This is a genomic window from Nocardia takedensis NBRC 100417, from assembly GCF_000308695.1.
In the GTDB taxonomy this organism is placed as follows: Bacteria; Actinomycetota; Actinomycetes; order Mycobacteriales; family Mycobacteriaceae; genus Nocardia; species Nocardia takedensis.
In genome coordinates, this window is record NZ_BAGG01000106.1 from 15706 (window position 1) to 35575 (window position 19870).

Below are 19870 nucleotides of genomic sequence, written 5' to 3' on the forward strand. Positions count from 1 at the left end.
TAGCTCCGCACTCGCGCACGGTTGTCCTGCTGACCCGGCGATCCGCCCCCGACGGGCCAGCCGTCCGGTGCAGTTGCCCAGTGCAGTATCCGCCATCCGCCGAGAATTCTCCAGGCGTCCGGCTAATCTCCCGAAAACATCGCGTTAAGTCCGAAGTATTGGCTGGTCAGAGTGCTTGTCACGAATGTGCGACATATCAGGGAAACCGGTTGGTTCCTTAGAGGCTAACAGCTAGTTATCAAACGAGTATCGAAATGAACAGTTCCACGGTGTCCGGACCGCGCCAGATCTCGACTTCTTCGCGGTAGGCGCGGGTGATCTCCGCGGAGGCCGTCGCGTCGTCCACCTGCGCCCAGACGTCCTCGACCGGGTCGTGGTAATCCCCGTTCGGCACGAACCGCGCGTAGACGCCTTTGGGCACCCGCACCAGCAGATCACCGACCGGAACCGACTCCGGCGCGGCGTACTCGAAACTCACCATCGCGTTGTAGTTGCCCGCCGGATCGGGCACGTAGACGGTGAACATCGGATCGTTCGTCTCCGCGCGGTCGCGCAGTCTGTCCTTGAGGAACTCGATCAGATCGCTGTTGCTGACCTTGAAACTCGGCCGCACCCGCGGAACGACCAATCCGCCGTAGATCGCCTCGTTGCGCACGGCTATCGCATAACTCATGTCCGCGCCTCACCCGCATTCGCCCCGGTACGGTGCCCGCCGTCGACTGGTTCGATCATCGCGGGTCCACCGCCAGGTACAGATCGATCTTGTAGGCGTGCGGATAACACTCGAAATCCCCGGTATAGGTCCGTCGTATCTGATTGTGTTCCTCGGCGTAGGCGATCTGGGTCCACAGGTCGGTCATCACCTGCGGGAAATTGCCCACCGAGGAGAAGCGCGCGTAGGTCCCGGCGCGCAACCGCGCGATCAGGTGACCGCGGGTCACCTCCTCGAAGCGCGCGCACTGATATCCCACGATCTGGGTGTGATAGGTGCCGAGTTCGCCGCTGTAATCGGTGTACGCGCTGGCCAGCGGACCGCCGAGTTCCTGGTGCAGCACCGCCGCCCACGCCGCCTCGAGATCGTGGTCACGCAATTCCCCGAGCGCACGTTTCGGGCTGCGCACCGGGAGTCCGGCAACCCACGTCTCGTCCCGCTCGACGATTTCAAACTGCATGAAAAGACTCTTTCGAGGTGCATCCTGGGGCGCGCCCGCATCCGGTCGGCTGGAACCGCCATGCTATCAACACGACCGCGCCGGGAACGATCACCCGGCCGCCGCGCGGCCCGTCCCGGACCGGCGTTGAACTGGTCATATGTCCGTCAAGCGGGGTTGGCAGACCCGCCGCCCCAGACGGCCACCCCCGGTGGCGTGTCGCTCGGGACGGGACGGATCAGACAGGTCAGGAAACGCGGCAGACCGCGCGGCAAGCGGATGCACGTCAACTCGACCGCGCACCACTCCCGCGAGATCGTCAGCAGTCGGACGACCAATCGCGCCCGCTCCACCTGCTCACATGCCAGCGACATCAGCGTGCGCCCGTAGATCTCGAAATCGTCCGGATGCACCAGATGGGTCGTGACCAGGTCGAAGGTGTCCGCCTCGCCCGGATCGACCCCGCGCGAAGCCGGATGGTGCCGCCAGGCGATCTCGGTCAGCGGCGGGGTCAGCCACTCGATGATCTGCATGGTCTCGACGTCGATGAGCGCGGCGGTGCTGCCGAGCAGCGCCGCCGCGGCATCGCGGTGATAGGTGGGCGCGACCAGGCCGGGTTCGCGGGCCGGTTCGACCTGCAACAGCAGGCCGCGCAGCATGCCGGGAGCGTGGTAGCGGAAGAACCCGAACACCTTCGCGCCGCGATCGTCAGGGGTGAGCACCTGCATCGTGCCCTGCCACTGCACCCCGGGCGCCGCTTGCAGCGCCGCCGCCACCAAGCGGTCGCGGTCCTCGCATTCCACGATCCGGGACAGGAACCACGCGCCGTGCAGCATCGGATGCCCGCCGGGCAGCACCGTGCCGCCGCCGCCATGGCTCATCACCGTCCATTGGCCGCCGTCCCAGACGAAGACATCGATCCCGGGCGGCTGGTCCCGCCGGGCCGCCCCCACCCACAGCCGCACCGCCAGCGGAGCGCCGTCCGGCCCCGGCACGGGTTCGGCGTAGGCGTGCTGGATGGCGCCGCGCACCAGGACCTCCCGCTCGGCGCGGTCGTTGGACTCGATGACCTGCCCCACCACCGAACTCGCCACGGCCGCCAGCGAACTCGGCCGCACCAACCGGTGCAGCGAACGCTCCCGGACACCGCCCTCTCCCGGCACCTGCCGGATCCCCCGGTCCGGCTCCGCGGCGTCGATCAGATACCACATATTCCCCCCTCGGTTCTCGGACGACCCCGCGCCCTGCCCCTGGCGACGTGGTCGACTGCTGCCCCTGTCGCGTTCGACTCTACGGCCACCCGGCCGGTTCGGATCGACCGCTGGTCAGGAAGGCCGGACCGGTTCCTCCGGCTCGACCTGCCGGTGTTCCACCACGGCGGCGAATTCACGCAGCCTGCCCCGGAATTCGGTCAATTCGTCCAGATCCCAGCCGATGGCCTCGGCCAGCCTGCGCGGAACGGTGCGCGCCCGCGCCCGCAGCGCCGCGCCCTGCTCGGTCAGGCGGACCTGCACCGACCGCTCGTCCTCGACGGACCGCGTGCGCGTCAGCAGACCGTTCGCCTCCAACCGCTTGAGCAGCGGCGAGAGGGTGCCGGAGTCGAGTTCCAGCGCCGTGCCGAGTTCCTTGACGGTCACCGGCTGACGTTCCCAGAGCACCAACATGACCAGGTACTGCGGGTAGGTCAGCCCCAGACCGTCCAGCAGCGGACGGTAGAGCCTGGTCATCGCGCGGGACGCGGCGTACAGCGCGAAGCACACCTGGTTGTCGAGTTGGAGTTCCTCGGGGTCCGTCATCGTCACCACCTCCTCACCGAACGGTAGCGAGCCATTCGGTTGCCCACAATAACCGCAGGTCAGCAACCATCCGAACCGCAGGCCAGCGCACCGTCGGCGGAGACGTCGATCAGCGGGGTCCGCGCGGCCCACTGTTCCGCATGGGCGACGGCGTACACAGTCACGATCCACGTGCCGGTCTTGTCCTGTTTACCCGATTCGCCTACGCTCCCGCCTTCGTGAGAACAAGCGCGACCATCGAATCGCGACGAGAACGCGTCCTCTGGGGGGCGATCACCGCGGTCGGCGTCCTCGCCGGATACGCCGCGGTCCTGCTCGCGGACGCACGCCACTACTACACCGACGACACCGAGGCGCAGTACGCGCCGATGTGGGTGATGCTCGGAAACGAGCTGCGCGCCGGACGTTTTCCCGCCTTGGTGCCGTGGCAGTGGATGTCGGGCAACTACTCGCTGGAAGAGGCCGGACTCTACAACCCGCCCCAGTTGCTCGTCCATTTCCTGGCGCCGTCGATGGACGACCTCGCCCTCTACGCGACCGCCGTCAAACTCGTGTTCTCCATCATCGCCGCACTCGGCGTCTACCGGATCTGCCTGGCCTACGGGGCCCGCGCGCCCTGGGCCGCGGTCGCGGGCACGGCCTTCCCGCTCAGCGGGTGGTTCCTGTTCTTCGACCAGGCCAGCTGGGTCACCCCGCACACCGCGACCGCCTGGCTGGTCAACGCGTGGGCCTCGGCGGTCCTCTACGCGCGCGGCCGCAGCGGGCCGATCCCGCTGTTCGTGTTCCTCTACCTCACCCTGACCGTCCAGTACGCCTTCCCCGCCGTACTCGCCGGACTGGTCATCGCCTGCGTCGCCGTCGGCGAATACCTGTTCCAACGCGGCGCCGCACCCGCCGTGCGCCTGATCCTGGCCTCCGGTTGCGCCGCCCTGGCCGCCCTGGCCGCCAATCTGCCCGGCATCCTGTCCTCGCAGGTCACCTGGCGCGGCAGCGTCGAAATCCACAACGACCCGTTCCTGACCGTGCCGTGGTCGGAATCACTGAACGCCAGTCTCCCCAGCACCACTCCGGCCTTCACCGCCTGGTGGGGGCATGTGCAACCGCTGCCGATGGTCTACATCGCCTGGTTCCTGATCCCCGCGCTGGCGTTCGTCGCCTGGCGCGCGGCGGCCGACTCGCTGCGCGAATACAGCGGCGTCGTCCTGTTCGCCGCGATCGTGCTCATGTGGACCGCGGGCCCCGGCGCGATCGGACCGCTGCGCTGGCCCGCGCGGGTGCTGCCGATGCTGGCCATCGCGCTGCTGGTCCTGGTGTGCATTCTGCTGAGCAGACACGGCGTGTTCGACTCCGCACGGCGTCGACTGACAGCGGCCTGCCTGCTCGTCGCAGCCCTCTTGATCCGATCGATCTCGGCCGCGCCGGACCTCTGGGTGCGGCACCTGCTCGCGGTCCTCGCGGTGGTCGCGCTCGGCGCGGGGGTCCTCTGGCTGGCGCGTCATCGCGGCATCGCCGCCGCCTGCGCCCTGACCATCGCGGCGATGTTCCCCATCGCCTACGTCCAGGTGCACAGCGCCCCGCCCACCCCGCTGTCCTACAACTTCCCCGAACGCCGCTCCGAGATGGCCGCCGCCTTCCCCGACTTCCCCGGCCGCACCCTGCAACTCGCCGACCGGGCACTGCTGCAACCCGGCGACCGGACCCTGTCGGGGGCGTGGGGATCGCTGTCCATCGGCAGCTACGCCAAGAACCTCGGCCTCGACTACGTCAACGGCTACACCCCGATCGGTCACGCCGCCTTCGCCGGCTTGCTGTGCATGGCCTGGGACGGCAGCACGTGCGCCGACGCCTACCGCCGCGCCTTCGAGATCGAACCGTCCACGGGACGCACCGTCGTCGACCTGATGAAGATGGACCGCGTCGTCCTGCACGTCGCCCAGTACCCCGACGCCCGGCAACGGCCCGCTCCCGAAGGCTGGCGGTGGGTCGACCACCCCGGCCACGAGCGCTACATCCACGTCCTCGAACGCGTCGACGGCCCGGTCTCCGGACGCGACGGCATGATCGCCGACAGTGACGGCGTCGTGGTCCTGTCCGCCGGCGAGCACCGGACCTACCGCACCGACGCCGTCGTCAGTTCGGCCAACGGCGGACGGCTGGTGCTGTCCCGGCTGAACTGGCCGGGACACCGGATCACGCTCAACGGCAGCGAACTTCCGCTGGCCACGGTCGCCAAGACCTTCCTCGCGGTCGACATCCCCGCGGGCACCCGCGCCGCCCACCTGACGCTGACCTGGCGACCGCCCGGATGGGAACTGTCCCTCGCGGGCGCGGTCGGCGGGGTGGCCGGCCTCGGGGCCCTGCACTGGCTGCACCTGCGTCAGCGCCGCCGCGGAGTCGACGCGCCCATCGGGTCCGCGACGGCGATCCCGGTCGAGGGGAATCCCGAACGCGAGGTGACCGTCACCGGTCCGTGAACCTCGCGTCGGTCTACATCATCGCGGTGATTCGTTGTCCCGGCGACCGTCCGGCCGCACGCCCATCAGGTCAGCGCGCCGTCGATGCACAGCGAATCCGACCGCCAAGTGGGGCCGGGACGATGGTCACCGGGTGCGAAATCCCACTCCGAGATCGAGGCGGCGGATTTCCACAGGTGGGTGCCGTCGCGAGTGACCACCACCTGGTGGACGTCCTGCGCGCCGTCGATCAACTGCGCCCCGACGCAGTAGTCGGAGTAGTCGGTCCCCGGTTGCCGCGCGCCGGGACTGAACACACCGGCGGGGTGGCCCGCCGCACCCGGATTCGCGACGACCCGGCCGTCCGCGCGCACCGGCCCCGCCGACCACACGGGTGTACGACCGTCGTTCCCACAGGTGTAGCCGGAACCACCCGCGGTGATCGTCGTCCCGGCCGGGTACTGCACGCCCGCCCAAAGGCACGCCGCCGGGTCGGCGTTCGCGCCGCCCGCCGTGATCGTCCCCAGCGCGAGAACCGCCGCCGCGGGCAAAGTGATACGAATTGCTCTGTGTCCCATCGTCATCCCCCTCAGCACCAGCCGGCCCGGGGGCGGCAGACCGTGTAGCCCGAACCGTCCTCGCGCGGCACCGCCGTCCAACTCCGGTCGCCCCCGGAACCGCCGACACCCGGCGTCGCGGCCTGCCCCTGCCCGTACCGCTCGTCGCGATAGTCGCGGCGCGCGTCCTGATGTTCGCGCTGCCGCAACACATTCGGATCGGTGTGGTTGTAGCCGAGCGGGTCGATGTGGTGCGCGCCGGTGGTGTCGCGACCGGGGTGGCCCGCGCGCGCGTCGGGATTCGCGTACGCGCCGCCCGCTCCCGCGATCAGGCCCGCCGTCGCCGCGCCGGCGAGCAGGGACAGGGTCGATACACGCCGTCGAAGAACACGATTCGCCACGGCTCCGTTGCCTCGCTCTCGGGTGTTCCGGTCGCCGACCGTCGGCGACCAACTACTGAGTTGAACAGTAGATGAACAACCTGAGACCTTCGCGTTGATTTTCTCAGGAACAGGCGATATGTCGAGCAGTATCGAACTCTTGTTGTGCGCCCCTCTCGAAATACCTGCGCATTGATACGAAGTCGGATCGTAGGAATCGCGTAGGCACCTCGACATGCGGAAGCCGTCGCAGCGTTTCGAGCAGCAGCGCCTTCTCCAGGGGCCAGGGCGAGTCGGCCCGCGATGGACCGCGCGCCCACTATCGACACCGACGGTCAGTCGACGGGCAGATCGGCCCGCGCCGGTCCCGACCACGTCTGCCGCACCACGACCTTGTCCACCACCGGTTCGGTGGGAACGACCCGCGCGGCGCGACGCGACAGCACCCACGCCCCCACCAACAACACCCCGTAGCCCAAGACGTAGATATTCGTCAGGATCGGCGCGATCGGCCACGACGGCGGCAACAGGAACACCCCGATCGACACCCACGTCGGGCTCCAGTGATATGCCCACGCGCACGACGACAGATACAGCGCGGCCGCCACGAACCACCACTGCCACCGGTACTGCGCGCGATGCACCAGATACACCAGCAGCGGCACGAACCACACCCAGTGGTGCCCCCACGAATACGGCGACACCACACACGCCGTCAGCCCCGCCAGGATCACCGCCGGCAGGCGTTCACCGCGCCGATACAGCGCCGCCGTCAACAGCAGGCTGACCGCCGCCACCGCGCACGCCGCCAACACCCACAACCACATCGGCGCGGGACGGCCGAGCAGATGCGCCATCGTCCCGCGCAGCGACTGGTTGGCCGGATGTGTGTCGTCGGCGATGCGCCCTGCTTTGAAGAACGTCGAGGTCCAGTACTGCCGGGAGTCCGCGGGCAGCAGCACCCAACTCACCCCGACCGTGGTCAGGAACACCCCCAGCGCCGTCGCCGCCGAACGCCACTGCCGCAAGACGACGAACTGCACCACGAAATAGCTCGGCACCAATTTGATTCCCGCCGCGATCCCCACCCCGACACCGCGCCCGCGCGTCCCTTCCGCCCGCGACCAGTCCCACAGCACCAACAGCATCAGCACCAGATTGATCTGCCCGTAGTACAAAGTCGTGCGCACCGGTTCGAGGAAAAGGCAACTCGCCGTCAACAACACGCTCACCAGAACCAGACGACGGTCCAGGCGATATCCGAGAACACGCCAGCTCAGTAGCACACAGGCCAGCAGCACCGCGATGTTGACGCCGAACCAGGTGTCGGTCACCGCGCCCCACGGCACCCGCTCGATCGGCAGAAAGGCCAGCGCCGAGAACGGTGTATAGGTGTAGAGCAGCCCGTAGAAGGTCGGCTCGGTGTAGAGCGGGCGATCGTGCAGGATGCGCCACGCGCCGTCGCGATAGACGTGCACGTCCAGTCCGCCGACCAGGATTCCCGACTTGTCCAACCACGGATCGACAGTGGCGAACAACAGGAACAACGCGAGCACGGCGGTGGTGGCGAGCACGAAATACGTCGGCTTCGTGACAGGAAAATCCAACGGCCGTGAATTGCGCACGAACACTTGACTTACCCCCGCCGGGATTCTCAAACCTGACAGCGACGCGGCCTCGATACCGAATTCATACCGGAAAGAGTCCGGAACAGCGGTGATAGCCGCTCACGTCGGCGCGGTGACCGTCCTCACCCCGAAGCGGCCTCCTGTCCGAGATCGGGAAAACTCGCGACCAGATTGTCCAGACATCGCCGGACCTCGCGCAGTTCCCGATGCAGCAATTGCGATTCCGTCGTCGCGCGCGGCGTACCGCGACTGGTCACCCCCATCGCCCGGATCGCGGCCTCCAGCGACGCGGCCTCGGCGACCAACAGTTCGTAGAAGACCCTCGCCTGCTCACTATCGGATCGGTCCCGCACGCGTCCTCATCCCACCGCATCCGACCGGCCCACCCGGCCGGTCCTTCGTCCCTCCATGGTTACGTCACGGTGAATGCGCGTCAAACGCCATCCGTCCCGGATGCGGGCATGTCACCGGGATTTCATCTCCTCCCGAATCGACCGGCTAGCCTTGACCGGAGCCCAACCCGAGCACGCTGGAGGCACGTTGCGCACCGTCGGTCGATACCTGGTCATGGCCCTCGCACTGGTGGGCTGCTTCGCCCTGACCGCCCCCGCCGCCTCCGCGGTCACCATCGACGAGACCACCTCCCGCGCCTTGGACGAGGCATTCGCCCAGCGCGCCGCCACCCCGAACCTCGCCCGCGGCGACCTCATCGAACTGCTGTCGCGCCGCTTCCTCGGCACCCCCTACGGCGCCGACATGCTCATCGGCTCCGCCACCACCCCCGAAGAACTGGTCGTGGACACCCGCCGAGTCGACTGCTTCACCTACCTCGACTACGTCACCGCCCTGGCCACCGCGGCCGACCGCGCCGACTTCCTGCGCGCCCTCACCCGCGTCCGCTACACCGACGAAACCGTCGCCTTCACCCACCGCCGCCACTTCTTCACCGACTGGGCGGCGACGTCCCCGCGCAACGCCACCGACATCACCGCGAGCCTCACCCCCGCCGCGACCACCGTCACCAAAACCCTCAACGCCAAAGCCGACGGCACCGCCTACCTCCCCGGACTGCCCACCACCGTCCGCGACATCACCTTCATCCCCAGCGCCGCCGTCGACCAGAACGTCCTCGCCGCCCTCCGCAACGGCGACTACGTCGGCGCCTACACCCCCACCGCCGGCCTCGACGTCACCCACGTCGGCATCATCGCCACCACCCCCACCGGCCCCGTCTTCCGCAACGCCTCCTCCCTCCCCACCACCAACCGCGTCATCGACACCCCCCTCACCGACTACCTCACCACCGTCCCCGGCATAGTCGTCCTCCGCCCGCTCTGACCTCTCCTTCTCCACCCCCATCGAGCAGCACCCCAGAACGGGAACCGACGATGACCACAATGTCCGCCGCCACAGCCCGCGCCAACCTCCATTCGCTCATCGCAAAGGTCAACGACGACGCGATCGCCATCCACATCACCAGCCGAAAGGCAACGCGGTCCTGCTCTCCGAGGCCGAATACGCCTCCTTCCAAGAAACCGCCCACCTACTCCGCTCCCCCACCAACGCGGCCCGCCTCACCCAAATTCGCGAAATCCTGAATAAGCAAAATCTTCGATAAGGCGGTCTCGTCGGATCATGCCTGCGGCCGCGACGTGTATTCGGCCCAACGGTCGACTGCCTGTTCGAGATCCAACGCCGCGACCTCGGCGGGAGCCATGCCGACAGTGTGAATCAAGCGCTGCGCCAGCCAATCCGGGACAGGTTCGCGTAGCGCCAACGGTGGAATGTCGAGTGATTCGACGCTGCGACCTAGCCGTTGCACTACCGCGCTCAGCTTGGTGAATTCAGGTAGACGCGCAGCGGCCGCGACGATTCGGGCAGTCGCTTCTGCATAGACCTCCGAATCGGCGCGAGCTCCGATCGCCCAGATCTCGCAGATCTCGATGGTTTGCTGATCGATCACTCGATACACGACCCGCCAAGTGTTCCGCCCTACGACCAGCTTGCGGAATCCGGTCAGTTCGCCGCCCAGCGGATAGCCCGCCTGCGGCGAATCCATCAGGATCAGGACCTTCTTCAAAATTATTGGCGCTGCGTCGGGGCCGAGTTTGCGAAGGTCATCGATCGCCACGTCGGCAAACAGTATTTCGACCATCAGCTACTCGTCGTCATCGAGTTCGGCGAGCGAATCCCTGGTGTGCCCGAAGGCGCTCAGCACATCATCGAGCGACGTCCGGTTTCCGTTGTCGGTCGCCGCCCGTGCCAGCACCAGCGCCAAGTCACGCAGGTCGGATTCCGCGCGATCCAGTTCCGCAAGCCGGTCCATGCTGACGACTGCGGCAACCGGTCGCCGATGACGGGTGACAACCAGGTCGGTGCCTCCCTCGGCCTCTGCAACCAACCCGGCGACACCTCGCTGCGCGGCATCGGAAACGCTGAGCTCATGAGTGTTGCGTAGCATGGACATGGCAATAACTGTACAGAATTCTAGCTAGATTCGACCGGAAACTCGCGCAGATAGCTCTAGTACTCAACTCCGGGAAAACAAAGAGCCGCAGGCGCTCTGCCTGCGGCTCTTTCGGTGGTGGAGCTAAGGGGAATCGAACCCCTGACCTTCTCGATGCGAACGAGACGCGCTACCAACTGCGCTATAGCCCCGCGGGGTTCCCTGGGGAACCGCGCTGGGTAACTGTAGCAAAGGTTGGTCGCAGACTCCGAATCGGTGGGCTGAGCTGGGGTTTCTCATTCGCCGGCGGCGCGGCGCATATCGCCGGCGGTGGCTCGGCGCAGGGCTCGGGCGGCGGCGGGGTCGAAGGGGTCGAGGTGGTGGAAGGCGGGGTCCTCGTCGTCGGTTTCGAGGAGGGTGGAGCGGCGGCGCAGGGAGCGGGCGGTGTCGCGGTCCATGACGCGGCGCGCGTGCTCCTCGGCGCGGTAGTGGGCGGTGGCGCCGGCGTGTCCGTGGCCGCGGCCCAGGCGCGCGGAGCGGCGGCGGCGGATGTCCTCTTCCATGCGGACCTGCTTGCGCAGGTAGGCCAGGTAGGTGACCAGGACGACGATGCTGAGTCCGCAACCCCACCATGCCAGCGGGTTCACGGCGACGCCGAGCGCTCCGCAGGTGATGGCGGCCAGCACGAGGCCGAGCACGGCGCGCTGCCGGAAGGTGTAGCGGGCGGCGCGGGCGATGGCGTCGGCTTCGGGGTCGTAGCCGCCGCGGCCGCGACGGGTGGGCACGAAGTCCGGGTCGCCGCGGCGTCCGGCGGCCGAGTGGTCGGTATCGGCGTAGTCGGTGTCGCCGCTCTCGCCGTCGGGACCGTAGCCCTCGCCGTCAGGGCCGTAACTCTCACCGTCTGGACCGTAGCCCTGCGCGTCGGGACCGTAGCCCTGCGCGTCGGGACCGTACCCGTCACCGTCGGGACCGTAGCCCTCACTGTCGGAGCCGTAACCTTCGCCATCGGGACCGTAGCCTTGCCCGTCGGGACCGTACCCGTCACCGTCGGAGCCGTAGCCCTCGCCATCGGCACCGCGCCCGTCACGGTCGGAACCGTGCTCCGAACTGTCCAGGCCGTACTCTCCCTCGCCGACGCGGGACTGCTGACCGTCGGAACTGTAGCCCTGGTCGTCGGAACCGGACTCATCCTCCGCACGCGCGTCGAGATCCGCTTCGGCCGCGGCGATTCGCGCGGGCGCGGCGGACCGGGCGGGCGGGATGCGGGCCGCGGTCGCGTCGGTGTACTCGTCGGCCACGTCGTCATCATCGGCCGGATCGTCGTGTTCCGCAGCGCTTCGCGCGGTCCGGTCCGCTTCGGTGGCGACGGGCGGGTCGGTGTCGGTCGGGTCGGCGAGTTCGGCGTCGGCGCTGTCGGGCGCGTCTTCCGTTCCGGCGCTGCCCGCTTCGAGTGCGAGCTGCCGCGGGCGCTCGGATTCGGCCGCTGTGACGTGTTCGTCGGCCGGTGTACTCATCCGGTCCTCCACATCATCATCTGTGTGTGCGAGCTTTCGGTGCGCTCTGCTCGGCCGGTAGTCCGGATCGCTGTCATGTCCGGCGGCCGGTCCTTTCCTCATGCGCCGCTTGGATCCTCCGCGGTGCAGGACGCGGGTCGCGAGGGCCACGTCGGTGGTCTGCCGGATCCGGGGGTGGCGGCCGGCGAGTATCGGGAACAGCACGAAGACCCAGAGCACGACCAGGCCGATCCACAGAATCGAATTCGGCATTTCGCCTCAGCACCTCCGTCCCCGCGTGAATTGTCCGTTGGGTCTGCGATTTTCCCGCACCGCGTCCCCATCGCCGTGCGTTCGCTCGATGCAAAACGGACGGACGCGAGTCCGGTCGCCGGTAGCCTCGCAGGCTTCCTGACGGGGATGCGGAACGCACCTCCGACGTCCGTAGGTTAATTCCGTCGCGGGGGACTTTCCCGAAGGCGCGCCGTGCACACAAGTCACACTGGTAACAAATTTCCCATGATCGGGACGCGAGTCGACGCGGCGTGTCGCCATGGCGGGAGATGCGGCCTACGGAACCACGCGGCCATCGCGGACCAAGCGGTCCATCACGGTGCCGCCGATCTCCTCGACGGTGAGCCCGACAAGCAGGTGGTCGCGCCACGCCCCGTCGACGTCGAGATACCTTCGCAGCAGCCCTTCTTCGCGGAACCCGACATTGCGCAGCACCGCCTGGCTGGCCAGATTCTCCGGGCGCACCGTCGCTTCCACGCGATGCAGTCCGACCGCGCCGAAGCAGTGGTCCAGGCCGAGGGCGAGCGCGGCGGTGGCCACGCCTTGACCGCTGAGATCCTTGGCGACCCAATAACCGATCCACGCCGAGCACAGCGCGCCGCGCACGATATTGCCGACGGTCAACTGCCCGCTGAAATGTCCGTCGACCTCGATCGCCATCGGGATCATCACGCCGCGCCGCGCTTCGGCTTTCAGACTCGACCACAGCGCGGGCCAATTGCTCGCGTGATTGCGCGCCTCCCACGCACCGCGCCCCGTCGGCTCCCACGGCTCGAGATGTTCGCGGTCGCGCAACCGGATCCGGCTCCACGCGGTGGCGTCGCGCAGACGGACCGGACGCAGGCTCACCCGGCCCGCCGACACGCGGACGGGTCCGAGGTGGGCGGGCCACCCGGGGTGCGGGGTCACCCGGAAAACGTTCATGGTGTCCACGCCTCAGCCACGCTGCGCGAGAAAGGCGACGCGGACTTCGTCGCCGGTGCGGATCTCGGTGTCGTCGGGGTCGAGGACGATCAGACTGTTCGCCTCGGCCAGGGTCGCGAGCAGGTGGGCGGACTGTCCGGCGGTGCCGCCCAAGGGCTGCACCAGGTAGTCGCCGGTGGCGTCGTCACGCATCAACTGCGCGCGCAGGTAGCCCTTGCGCCCGGCCATCGAACTGATCGGGGTGATCGTCCTGGCCCGGATGACGCGCCGCATGGGATGTCGCCTGCCCAGCGCGATCCGGATCAGGGGGCGCACCATCACCTCGAAAACGACCAGCGCGCCCACGGGATTGGACGGCAGCAGGAAGGTGGGCACCTCGTCGCGACCCAACCGTCCGAAGCCCTGCACGGAACCGGGATGCATCGCGACCCGCGCGATCTCCAACTCGCCCAGCCCTTCCAGCGCTTCCCTGACCTGTTCGGAGGCCCAACCGCCGACCGCGCCCGCGATCACCACGACCTCCGAGCGCACCAGTTGACCTTCCACGATGTCGCGCAGCCTGCGCGGATCGTCGCTGACGATGCCGACCCGGTTGACGTCGGCGCCCGCGTCGCGCGCGGCGGCGGCGAGCGCGTAGGAGTTGACGTCGTAGACCTGGCCGGGGCCGGGCGTCCGGTCGATGTCGATGAGTTCGCCGCCGACCGAGATCACCGACAGTCGCGGCCGCGGGTGCACGAGCACCTTGTCCTGGCCGACGGCGGCGAGCAGGCCGACCTGCGCGGGCCCGATGATCGTGCCCGCGCGCACGGCGACGTCACCGGGTTGCACGTCGTCGCCGATGCGCCGGACGTAATCGCCGGACCGCACGGATTCGTAGACCTTGATCCGCGCGCGGCCGCCGTCGGTGAAATCCAGCGGCAGCACGGCGTCGGCGAGGGTGGGCAGCGGCGCGCCGGTGTCGACGCGCACGGTCTGGCGCGGCTGCAACCGGATCGGCTGGCGCGAGCCCGCCACCACCTCGCCGACCACCGGCAACGTCAGGTCGACGAGTTCGCCGTCCTCGTCGCGGATGTCGGAACCCGCGGCGGCGACGTCGACGCTGCGCACCGCGTAGCCGTCGATGGCGGCCTGATCGAATCCGGGCAGCGGACGCTCGGTGACCACGTCCTCGGCACACAGCAGGCCCTGGGCCTCGGAGATCGCGACCCGGACCGGCCGAGGCGCGACCGCCGCCGCGGTCACCTTGATCTGCTGATCCTCAACCGAGCGCATCCAGCCCTTCCCTGATCCTGTCCACACCTGACGGTCCGCGCACGCGCGTCACGGCCCGCGGTGATTATCAGTACCCGACGGCGCACTCGGGGCGAAAACCGACCGCATCCCTCACTCGTAGGTGGTCAGCTGGGGATCCCAATCCGGACCGAGGCGGTGCTGCAACCACTCCCGCAGGGCCGGGCCGTATTCCTCCCGTTCCAGGGCGAAATCGACCGCAGCACGAAGATAACCGCCCGGGTTGCCCAAATCGTGGCGCGACCCACGGTGCACCACCACATGGACCGGATGGCCCTCGCTGATCAGCAGCGCGATGGCGTCGGTGAGCTGGAGTTCGCCGCCCGCGCCTGGTTCGATGCGCCGCAGCGCGTCGAAGATCGCCCGGTCCAACAGGTATCGGCCCGCGGCCGCGTAGGTCGAGGGGGCGTCCTGCAACGCGGGCTTCTCGACCATGCCGTTGACGCGCAGCACATTCGGGTTGACCGCGTCGGGGACGATCGCGACATCGAAGACGCCGTAGGCGCTGACCTGGTCCTTCGGGACGTCGATCGCGCACAGCACGGTGCCGCCGCGCTTGCGCCGCACCCGGCTCATCACGTCGAGGACGCCGCTGGGCAGCACCAGGTCGTCGGGGAGCAGGACCGCGATGGCGTCCTCGTCGTCGTCCAGCACCGACTCGGCCTGGGCGACCGCGTGACCGAGGCCCAGCGGTTCCTCCTGCACGACCGAGGTCACATCCAGCAGCGCGGGCGCCTTGCGCACCTTCTCCAGCAGTTGGAATTTGCCGCGTTCGGCGAGGGTGCCCTCCAGCACGAGATCCTCGACGAAATGCGCGACGACGCCGTCCTTGCCCGGCGAGGTGACGATCACCAATCGCTGGGCGCCGGAGTCGGCCGCTTCGGCGGCCACCAATTCGATGCCGGGAGTGTCGACCACCGGCAGCAATTCCTTGGGCACCGTCTTGGTCGCGGGCAGGAATCGCGTTCCCAATCCGGCCGCGGGCACGACGGCCGTGCGGAAACACGATACCGGCGCGGGCTGGGCGGTCTGTCCGGCCTGTGCTGTCATACGTCTACCCTATCCATCCAGTACTCGACCCATCGCCGACGCGACGGGCGGGCATTCCGGTGAGCTTATGGTGATCGACATGGAGATGCCCGGTGAGCGTCATAAAAATGCATGGCGCTCGGAAATTGTCGCGCGGCGTGTGGCGGCGCCCGCGGCGGCACACGCGAAGGAGGCGGCGGCGCTCGCGGCGGCCGTCGGCGAACTCACGGTTTCCGACTGGGTCTGCGCGTATGTGCCGGTGCGTGGGGAACCGGGGTCGACGGAACTGTTGGATCGGTTGCGCGCGGCGGGGGCGCGGGTGCTGCTGCCGGTCACGGCGGCCGTGGGGCCGCTGGACTGGGCCGAGTACACCGGCGCGGACGGACTGCGCGAGGCGCGCTGGGGGCTGCGCGAACCGGGCGGACCGCGACTGGGCGCGGCGGCCGTGGGGTCGGCCGAGCTGATCCTGGTGCCGGCGCTGGCGGTGGATCGGCGCGGGGTGCGCCTGGGGCGTGGGGCGGGATACTACGACCGGACGCTCGGCGCGGCGCGTGCGGACGCGCGGTTGGTCGCGGTGGTCCGTGACGACGAACTCGTCGACCGACTGCCCGAGGAACCGCACGACATCCGCATGGGTTGGGCACTCACGCCCGGCGGCGCGCACCGATTGGGGGAACGCGCGGGCACGGAATGAAAGACCGATTGGCGATGTTGGCACTGTCGGCGGTAGAGTGCCAGTTTGACGAACCCCCGCGGAGGATGCTGTGCCAACTTACTCGTATGCGTGCACCCAGTGTGACAACCGCTTCGACATCGTGCAGTCGTTCTCCGACGACGCACTGACCGTCTGCGACCAGTGCTCGGGCAAGCTGCGCAAGCTGTTCAACTCCGTCGGCATCGTGTTCAAGGGCAGCGGTTTCTACCGCACCGACAGCCGCAGTGGCGCGTCCACCGCCAGCGAGCCCGCCAAATCCGACAGCTCCGGCAGTTCGAGCAGCTCGGATTCGTCGTCGAGTTCGTCGAGTTCTTCCTCCTCGACCGGCGGCACGGGATCGTCGAGCGCGTCGAGCAGCAGCACCGCCGTCGCGAGCTGATCGTCACCGCGCGCCGAATTCGGGCGTGCTTCGATTCTCCGGTAGCACTGTCGATTCCGACGCGCGATCCGGCTGATCCGGCACGCTCGCACTGATCGCCGCGCTCCGGTGGCCGCCCTGGGCGATGTCCGCCGAGGCCGTCGGGAACGGTATCGCGGGCCGGACGACGGGCACCGCCGGGTTGGCCCCGAACCGCGCAGTCCGCATATCCGTTCCGTCGGCGCGTCGATCCTCCACGGCCGGCCGGGTATCCACAGGCCGCTGGCTGTCCACATTCGTGTTTTCCGCGCCGAAGCGACCGTACCCGCGGCCATAGGCTGCGGACATGATCCGTTCGCGCACCGATCTCGGCCGGGGTGATCCGCTCCGCTTCGCCTTGGCGAACCGTCCACCCTGGGCCGATCAGACATTGCTGCGCCGCGTGCTCGCCGCCGCGTTGGTGATCGCGGCCGGTGTGCTGTGGGTGCGCGGCGATCCCGGCGCGCGGCAGACGCCGGTGGTGGTCGCGAGCCGCGATCTGGCGCCGGGAACCGTACTCGGCGCGGCGGATCTGACCGTGGTCGACCGCGCGGCGGGCACGCTGCCACAGGGGGTGTCGCGCGAACCGCCCGCTCTGCTCGGCGCGACGGCGGCCGGCGCCATGCGGGCGGGTGAGGTGTTCACCGATCTGCGGGTGGTCGGGCCGCGCCTAGCCGAAGTCGCGGCGCGCACCCGTGACGCGCGCATCGTCCCGGTGCGGCCCGCCGACACGGCGATCGCGGAGATCCTGCGGGCCGGCGATCGGGTGGACGTGATCGCGGCGCGCGAGGACGCGGGGCCGGATGCGCCGCCGGGCCGGGTCCTGGCCTCCGACGCGGCGGTCGTGCTGGTGTCGGCGGCGGGTGAGCGGCGCGCGGCCGAGGAGCGCGTGGTCCTGGTGGCGATGGATTCCGGACATGCCACGGCGGTGGCCGCCGCGTCGCTGCACACCGCGCTCACGGTGGTGTTGCGGTGAGCGCGACCCTCCCCGTCGGCCGACATCGAATTGATTCGCCAAGAATTTGCCGTACGGGTCATCTACGATCTGGTGCACACCGGCAATCCCCACCGCAGAGCGCAGCGAGCCGACTCCCTCCGAAGGAGACATCAGCAATGCTCAAAGGTTTCAAGGAATTCTTGCTACGCGGAAATGTCGTCGACCTGGCCGTTGCCGTCGTCATCGGCACCGCCTTCGTCTCGATCGTGACGGCCTTCACCAACGGGATCATCAATCCCCTCCTCGCCGTATTCGGCGGGACGAATACCATGGGATTGGGTTTCCAGTTGGTTGCCGATAAACCGGCCACCTTCGTCGAAGTCGGTCCGATCATCACCGCGGCCGTCAATTTCATCCTGATCGCGGCGATTCTCTATTTCGTCCTGGTGGTCCCGGCGACACACGCGAAGAAGCGCTACGGCGACGACGAGAAACTCAGCGACAACGAACTGCTCATCGAGATCCGCGATCTGCTCGCCGAGGCGCAGCGGGGCGGGGGCGGCGGCAAACACGAGTTCTGATCGAGCGGTCGCGAACGCACCACGGGCCCCGTCGCCTGCGCGACGGGGCCCGTGGTGGAACTACGGAGTATCAGCCGATGCTGAACGGCTGGCCGTACAGGGTGACCCAGGTGATGACGTTGTCGGTCTCCACCTCGACGCTGACGAACGCGCGGGCCTGCGCGTAGCCGGCGCAACCGCTCAGGCCGATGGTCGAGTCGGCCCAGGTGACCGAGCCGTTGGAGCCCTTGAACTTGTTGCGCTTCTTGTGGGCTTCGCTGCCGAAGTCGTCGGCCTGCTCGAGGTCGAGGATGTAGAACGACTTCGCCTGGCCGGGGCCGAGGGACAGTTCGCCGCCGGAGGTGGCGCCGACACCGCCGGTGACTTCCTCACCGCTCCAGTCGACCGAGCCGTCGACGCCGCCGCTGACGCCGCCGCCGGAGATGTTGACCTGGCAGCCCACGGTGTAGCCCGGGTAGATCGCGCCGCCGGCGTCGGAGCCGGTGCCGGAGATCTCGACCTGCGCGCTACCGGAGACCCACGCGTTGCGGTGCACCGGGGTGGAGCCCAGCGACGGGTTGATGTTGGCGGACTCGCCGACCAGGCTGACCTTGACCACGGTGCCGTCGGAGAGAGTCTTGACGATTTCGCCGCCGGGCAGCGGAACGAAGGTGTCGGCGTTGGCGGCGCCGGTGGAGAACAGGCCGAGGGCGACGGTGGCAGCGGCGCCGACACCGGCCATCCGTGCCAGGCTCTTACGGTTGATCATTTTGTTTGTACCCCTCGAGGGTTGTATTCGCTTCAGCGAGAAGATTGTTCGTTGTCAGGTGCGCTGCGGCGCCGGGTCCGCGCGACGACGTCGGTCGCCGCGGGCGGACGGGGTGTCGCGCACGCCGGGTCGATCTCCGACAGACGTCAGCCGATGCTGAACGGCGCCCCGTAGAGGGTGGTCTTGGAGTAGTGGTCACCGATGATCTCGACGACGGTGTACGCACGCGCCTGGGCGTAGCCCGCGCAGCCCTGGATCTCGATCTCGGCATCCTGGTACTCCACCGAGTACACGCCCGGCTTGGGGATGTTCTTGTAGGAGATCTGGACGAACTTCACTTCACCGGGGCCGAGGTTGAGGCCGATGGAACCGCCGAGGCTCGCGCCTTCGAGGGTGACGCCGCCGGACACGCCCGCGCCGATCGCGTCGTCGGCGATGCTCACCTGGCAACCGACGATGTAGCCGGTGTTCAGCTGCGACACACCGTGCGTCGAGGAGTTGTTGGTGCCCGGGCCGCCCGCGGGGCCGTTGGTGGGACCGGCTTCGCCCTCGGGGGTGACGGTCACGTCGGCGGACGCGTTACCCGAAACCCACACGACACGGCCCGCGCCGTTGGCGGCGAGGGACGGCGAAACGATGGCGTGCTCTCCGGTCCGGGTGACGGTGACCCCGGGACCGACCTTCTGTCCGTCCGGCAACGGAACGAAGGTGTCGGCATTGGCGGCGCCCGTCGAAAGCAGGCCCATGGCAACGGCCGCGGCGGCGCCCACGCCCGCGACGCGGACACCGCGGCGCAGACCGTTGGTGCGGTTCTCGCTCATACTTCCCCTCATCAGGTTCAAACAGTCAACCTCGACCGTCGAGGTGGACATTGGTCCTCTCAGGCCCAGCTCAGTTTGTCGCCCCTTTGTTGCCGATATGTAACCGGCTGTTATTTCGGCGCAACGGCACGAGCCGGCGGTCGGAACCGAGCCCTCGTTCCGCCGGGTCGGCCACGTACGTGCCGCCCCCGGGCCCGTGGGGTCCAGTGTTATGGGCTCACGCGAAGGTT

General features: G+C 68.5%; 23 protein-coding genes and 1 tRNA gene. 6 read left to right on the plus strand and 18 right to left on the minus strand.

All coding sequences use genetic code 11. From position 1 onward, the window contains the following. Window positions 1-238 precede the first annotated feature (238 nt). The 4 genes from ON30_RS22780 to ON30_RS22795 form a co-directional block, all read right to left on the minus strand. Window positions 239-673, minus strand: coding sequence for an effector binding domain-containing protein (locus ON30_RS22780; RefSeq protein WP_040709975.1), 435 nt, complete (start codon window positions 671-673; stop codon window positions 239-241). Window positions 674-728: 55 nt separating this feature from the next. Continuing rightward, window positions 729-1172: a GyrI-like domain-containing protein gene (locus tag ON30_RS22785; RefSeq protein WP_040709976.1), complete on the minus strand. Its 444-nt coding sequence runs from the start codon at window positions 1170-1172 to the stop codon at window positions 729-731. A gap of 146 nt (window positions 1173-1318) precedes the next feature. Continuing rightward, complete coding sequence (locus ON30_RS22790) at window positions 1319-2362, minus strand: GAF domain-containing protein (RefSeq protein ID WP_051029807.1); 1044 nt, start codon at window positions 2360-2362, stop codon at window positions 1319-1321. 114 nt (window positions 2363-2476) lie between these two features. After that, window positions 2477-2947: a MarR family winged helix-turn-helix transcriptional regulator gene (locus ON30_RS22795; protein ID WP_040709978.1), complete on the minus strand. Its 471-nt coding sequence runs from the start codon at window positions 2945-2947 to the stop codon at window positions 2477-2479. A 218-nt stretch (window positions 2948-3165) separates the two neighbouring features. Between ON30_RS22795 and ON30_RS22800 the strand changes: the two genes are divergently transcribed. Next, window positions 3166-5421, plus strand: coding sequence for a hypothetical protein (locus ON30_RS22800; protein ID WP_245554171.1), 2256 nt, complete (start codon window positions 3166-3168; stop codon window positions 5419-5421). Window positions 5422-5486: 65 nt separating this feature from the next. Here the strand turns inward: ON30_RS22800 and ON30_RS22805 are convergent, their stop codons facing one another. The 4 genes from ON30_RS22805 to ON30_RS22820 form a co-directional block, all read right to left on the minus strand. Next, window positions 5487-5978, minus strand: coding sequence for a hypothetical protein (locus tag ON30_RS22805; RefSeq protein ID WP_157183809.1), 492 nt, complete (start codon window positions 5976-5978; stop codon window positions 5487-5489). An 11-nt stretch (window positions 5979-5989) separates the two neighbouring features. Then, window positions 5990-6358 (minus strand): hypothetical protein, encoded by a 369-nt coding sequence (locus tag ON30_RS22810; protein WP_040709981.1) that lies wholly within the window; start codon window positions 6356-6358, stop codon window positions 5990-5992. Window positions 6359-6672: 314 nt separating this feature from the next. Then, on the minus strand, window positions 6673-7944 hold the full coding sequence (locus tag ON30_RS22815; RefSeq protein ID WP_051029811.1) for a glycosyltransferase 87 family protein: 1272 nt from the start codon (window positions 7942-7944) through the stop codon (window positions 6673-6675). 143 nt (window positions 7945-8087) lie between these two features. Further along, window positions 8088-8318 carry a hypothetical protein gene (locus ON30_RS22820; protein WP_040709982.1) on the minus strand — a complete coding sequence of 77 codons (231 nt, stop codon included), beginning with the start codon at window positions 8316-8318 and terminating at the stop codon, window positions 8088-8090. A 214-nt stretch (window positions 8319-8532) separates the two neighbouring features. On the opposite strand from ON30_RS22820, the gene ON30_RS22825 reads away from it, so the two are divergent. Further along, on the plus strand, window positions 8533-9303 hold the full coding sequence (locus ON30_RS22825) for an N-acetylmuramoyl-L-alanine amidase-like domain-containing protein (protein ID WP_085999394.1): 771 nt from the start codon (window positions 8533-8535) through the stop codon (window positions 9301-9303). A 295-nt stretch (window positions 9304-9598) separates the two neighbouring features. On the opposite strand, the gene ON30_RS22830 is transcribed toward ON30_RS22825, so the two are convergent. From ON30_RS22830 to ON30_RS22860, 7 genes are all read right to left on the minus strand, one after another. Continuing rightward, entirely contained in the window at window positions 9599-10120 is a 522-nt protein-coding gene (locus tag ON30_RS22830; protein ID WP_040709985.1) for a type II toxin-antitoxin system RelE family toxin, read from the minus strand. 3 nt (window positions 10121-10123) lie between these two features. Continuing rightward, the gene (locus ON30_RS22835; protein ID WP_040709987.1) at window positions 10124-10432 is read right to left on the minus strand and encodes a type II toxin-antitoxin system prevent-host-death family antitoxin; all 309 of its coding nucleotides are present in this window, start codon (window positions 10430-10432) and stop codon (window positions 10124-10126) included. A 115-nt stretch (window positions 10433-10547) separates the two neighbouring features. After that, window positions 10548-10623: transfer RNA gene (locus ON30_RS22840), tRNA-Ala, on the minus strand. 84 nt (window positions 10624-10707) lie between these two features. Beyond that, the gene (gene sepX / locus ON30_RS36965; RefSeq protein WP_040709988.1) at window positions 10708-12177 is read right to left on the minus strand and encodes a divisome protein SepX/GlpR; all 1470 of its coding nucleotides are present in this window, start codon (window positions 12175-12177) and stop codon (window positions 10708-10710) included. A 297-nt stretch (window positions 12178-12474) separates the two neighbouring features. Next, window positions 12475-13122: a GNAT family N-acetyltransferase gene (locus ON30_RS22850; RefSeq protein ID WP_040710013.1), complete on the minus strand. Its 648-nt coding sequence runs from the start codon at window positions 13120-13122 to the stop codon at window positions 12475-12477. Between the two features lie 12 nt (window positions 13123-13134). Continuing rightward, window positions 13135-14394: a molybdotransferase-like divisome protein Glp gene (gene glp / locus ON30_RS22855; RefSeq protein ID WP_040709990.1), complete on the minus strand. Its 1260-nt coding sequence runs from the start codon at window positions 14392-14394 to the stop codon at window positions 13135-13137. Between the two features lie 111 nt (window positions 14395-14505). Beyond that, complete coding sequence (locus ON30_RS22860) at window positions 14506-15462, minus strand: UTP--glucose-1-phosphate uridylyltransferase (protein WP_040709992.1); 957 nt, start codon at window positions 15460-15462, stop codon at window positions 14506-14508. Window positions 15463-15541: 79 nt separating this feature from the next. Between ON30_RS22860 and ON30_RS22865 the strand changes: the two genes are divergently transcribed. Both ON30_RS22865 and ON30_RS37720 read left to right on the plus strand, forming a co-directional pair. Then, complete coding sequence (locus ON30_RS22865) at window positions 15542-16135, plus strand: 5-formyltetrahydrofolate cyclo-ligase (RefSeq protein WP_040710015.1); 594 nt, start codon at window positions 15542-15544, stop codon at window positions 16133-16135. 70 nt (window positions 16136-16205) lie between these two features. Next, window positions 16206-16535 carry an FmdB family zinc ribbon protein gene (locus tag ON30_RS37720; RefSeq protein ID WP_083911606.1) on the plus strand — a complete coding sequence of 110 codons (330 nt, stop codon included), beginning with the start codon at window positions 16206-16208 and terminating at the stop codon, window positions 16533-16535. Window positions 16536-16538: 3 nt separating this feature from the next. On the opposite strand, the gene ON30_RS39340 is transcribed toward ON30_RS37720, so the two are convergent. Next, entirely contained in the window at window positions 16539-16862 is a 324-nt protein-coding gene (locus ON30_RS39340; RefSeq protein WP_157183810.1) for a hypothetical protein, read from the minus strand. Between ON30_RS39340 and ON30_RS22875 the strand changes: the two genes are divergently transcribed. Both ON30_RS22875 and mscL read left to right on the plus strand, forming a co-directional pair. Continuing rightward, window positions 16861-17529 carry an SAF domain-containing protein gene (locus tag ON30_RS22875; protein ID WP_040709995.1) on the plus strand — a complete coding sequence of 223 codons (669 nt, stop codon included), beginning with the start codon at window positions 16861-16863 and terminating at the stop codon, window positions 17527-17529. The genes ON30_RS39340 and ON30_RS22875 overlap by 2 nt on opposite strands. Before the next feature lie 137 nt (window positions 17530-17666). Continuing rightward, on the plus strand, window positions 17667-18071 hold the full coding sequence (gene mscL / locus ON30_RS22880; protein WP_040709997.1) for a large conductance mechanosensitive channel protein MscL: 405 nt from the start codon (window positions 17667-17669) through the stop codon (window positions 18069-18071). A gap of 70 nt (window positions 18072-18141) precedes the next feature. Here the strand turns inward: mscL and ON30_RS22885 are convergent, their stop codons facing one another. Further along, on the minus strand, window positions 18142-18819 hold the full coding sequence (locus tag ON30_RS22885) for an MspA family porin (RefSeq protein ID WP_040709998.1): 678 nt from the start codon (window positions 18817-18819) through the stop codon (window positions 18142-18144). Window positions 18820-18965: 146 nt separating this feature from the next. Continuing rightward, window positions 18966-19640 (minus strand): MspA family porin, encoded by a 675-nt coding sequence (locus ON30_RS22890; RefSeq protein ID WP_040710000.1) that lies wholly within the window; start codon window positions 19638-19640, stop codon window positions 18966-18968. Window positions 19641-19870: the final 230 nt, after the last annotated feature.

What these genes read in the sequence shown, in the direction of transcription:
- ON30_RS22780 (WP_040709975.1), bottom strand. Translation starts at nt 673, where the DNA reads ATGAGTTATGCGATAGCCGTGCGCAACGAGGCGATCTACGGCGGATTG.
- ON30_RS22785 (WP_040709976.1), bottom strand. Translation starts at nt 1,172, where the DNA reads ATGCAGTTTGAAATCGTCGAGCGGGACGAGACGTGGGTTGCCGGACTC.
- ON30_RS22790 (WP_051029807.1), bottom strand. Translation starts at nt 2,362, where the DNA reads ATGTGGTATCTGATCGACGCCGCGGAGCCGGACCGGGGGATCCGGCAG.
- ON30_RS22795 (WP_040709978.1), bottom strand. Translation starts at nt 2,947, where the DNA reads ATGACGGACCCCGAGGAACTCCAACTCGACAACCAGGTGTGCTTCGCG.
- ON30_RS22805 (WP_157183809.1), bottom strand. Translation starts at nt 5,978, where the DNA reads ATGGGACACAGAGCAATTCGTATCACTTTGCCCGCGGCGGCGGTTCTC.
- ON30_RS22825 (WP_085999394.1), top strand. Translation starts at nt 8,533, where the DNA reads ATGGCCCTCGCACTGGTGGGCTGCTTCGCCCTGACCGCCCCCGCCGCC.
- ON30_RS22830 (WP_040709985.1), bottom strand. Translation starts at nt 10,120, where the DNA reads ATGGTCGAAATACTGTTTGCCGACGTGGCGATCGATGACCTTCGCAAA.
- ON30_RS22835 (WP_040709987.1), bottom strand. Translation starts at nt 10,432, where the DNA reads ATGTCCATGCTACGCAACACTCATGAGCTCAGCGTTTCCGATGCCGCG.
- sepX (WP_040709988.1), bottom strand. Translation starts at nt 12,177, where the DNA reads ATGCCGAATTCGATTCTGTGGATCGGCCTGGTCGTGCTCTGGGTCTTC.
- ON30_RS22850 (WP_040710013.1), bottom strand. Translation starts at nt 13,122, where the DNA reads ATGAACGTTTTCCGGGTGACCCCGCACCCCGGGTGGCCCGCCCACCTC.
- glp (WP_040709990.1), bottom strand. Translation starts at nt 14,394, where the DNA reads ATGCGCTCGGTTGAGGATCAGCAGATCAAGGTGACCGCGGCGGCGGTC.
- ON30_RS22860 (WP_040709992.1), bottom strand. Translation starts at nt 15,462, where the DNA reads ATGACAGCACAGGCCGGACAGACCGCCCAGCCCGCGCCGGTATCGTGT.
- ON30_RS22865 (WP_040710015.1), top strand. Translation starts at nt 15,542, where the DNA reads ATGGAGATGCCCGGTGAGCGTCATAAAAATGCATGGCGCTCGGAAATT.
- ON30_RS22875 (WP_040709995.1), top strand. Translation starts at nt 16,861, where the DNA reads ATGATCCGTTCGCGCACCGATCTCGGCCGGGGTGATCCGCTCCGCTTC.
- ON30_RS39340 (WP_157183810.1), bottom strand. Translation starts at nt 16,862, where the DNA reads ATGTCCGCAGCCTATGGCCGCGGGTACGGTCGCTTCGGCGCGGAAAAC.
- mscL (WP_040709997.1), top strand. Translation starts at nt 17,667, where the DNA reads ATGCTCAAAGGTTTCAAGGAATTCTTGCTACGCGGAAATGTCGTCGAC.
- ON30_RS22885 (WP_040709998.1), bottom strand. Translation starts at nt 18,819, where the DNA reads ATGATCAACCGTAAGAGCCTGGCACGGATGGCCGGTGTCGGCGCCGCT.
- ON30_RS22890 (WP_040710000.1), bottom strand. Translation starts at nt 19,640, where the DNA reads ATGAGCGAGAACCGCACCAACGGTCTGCGCCGCGGTGTCCGCGTCGCG.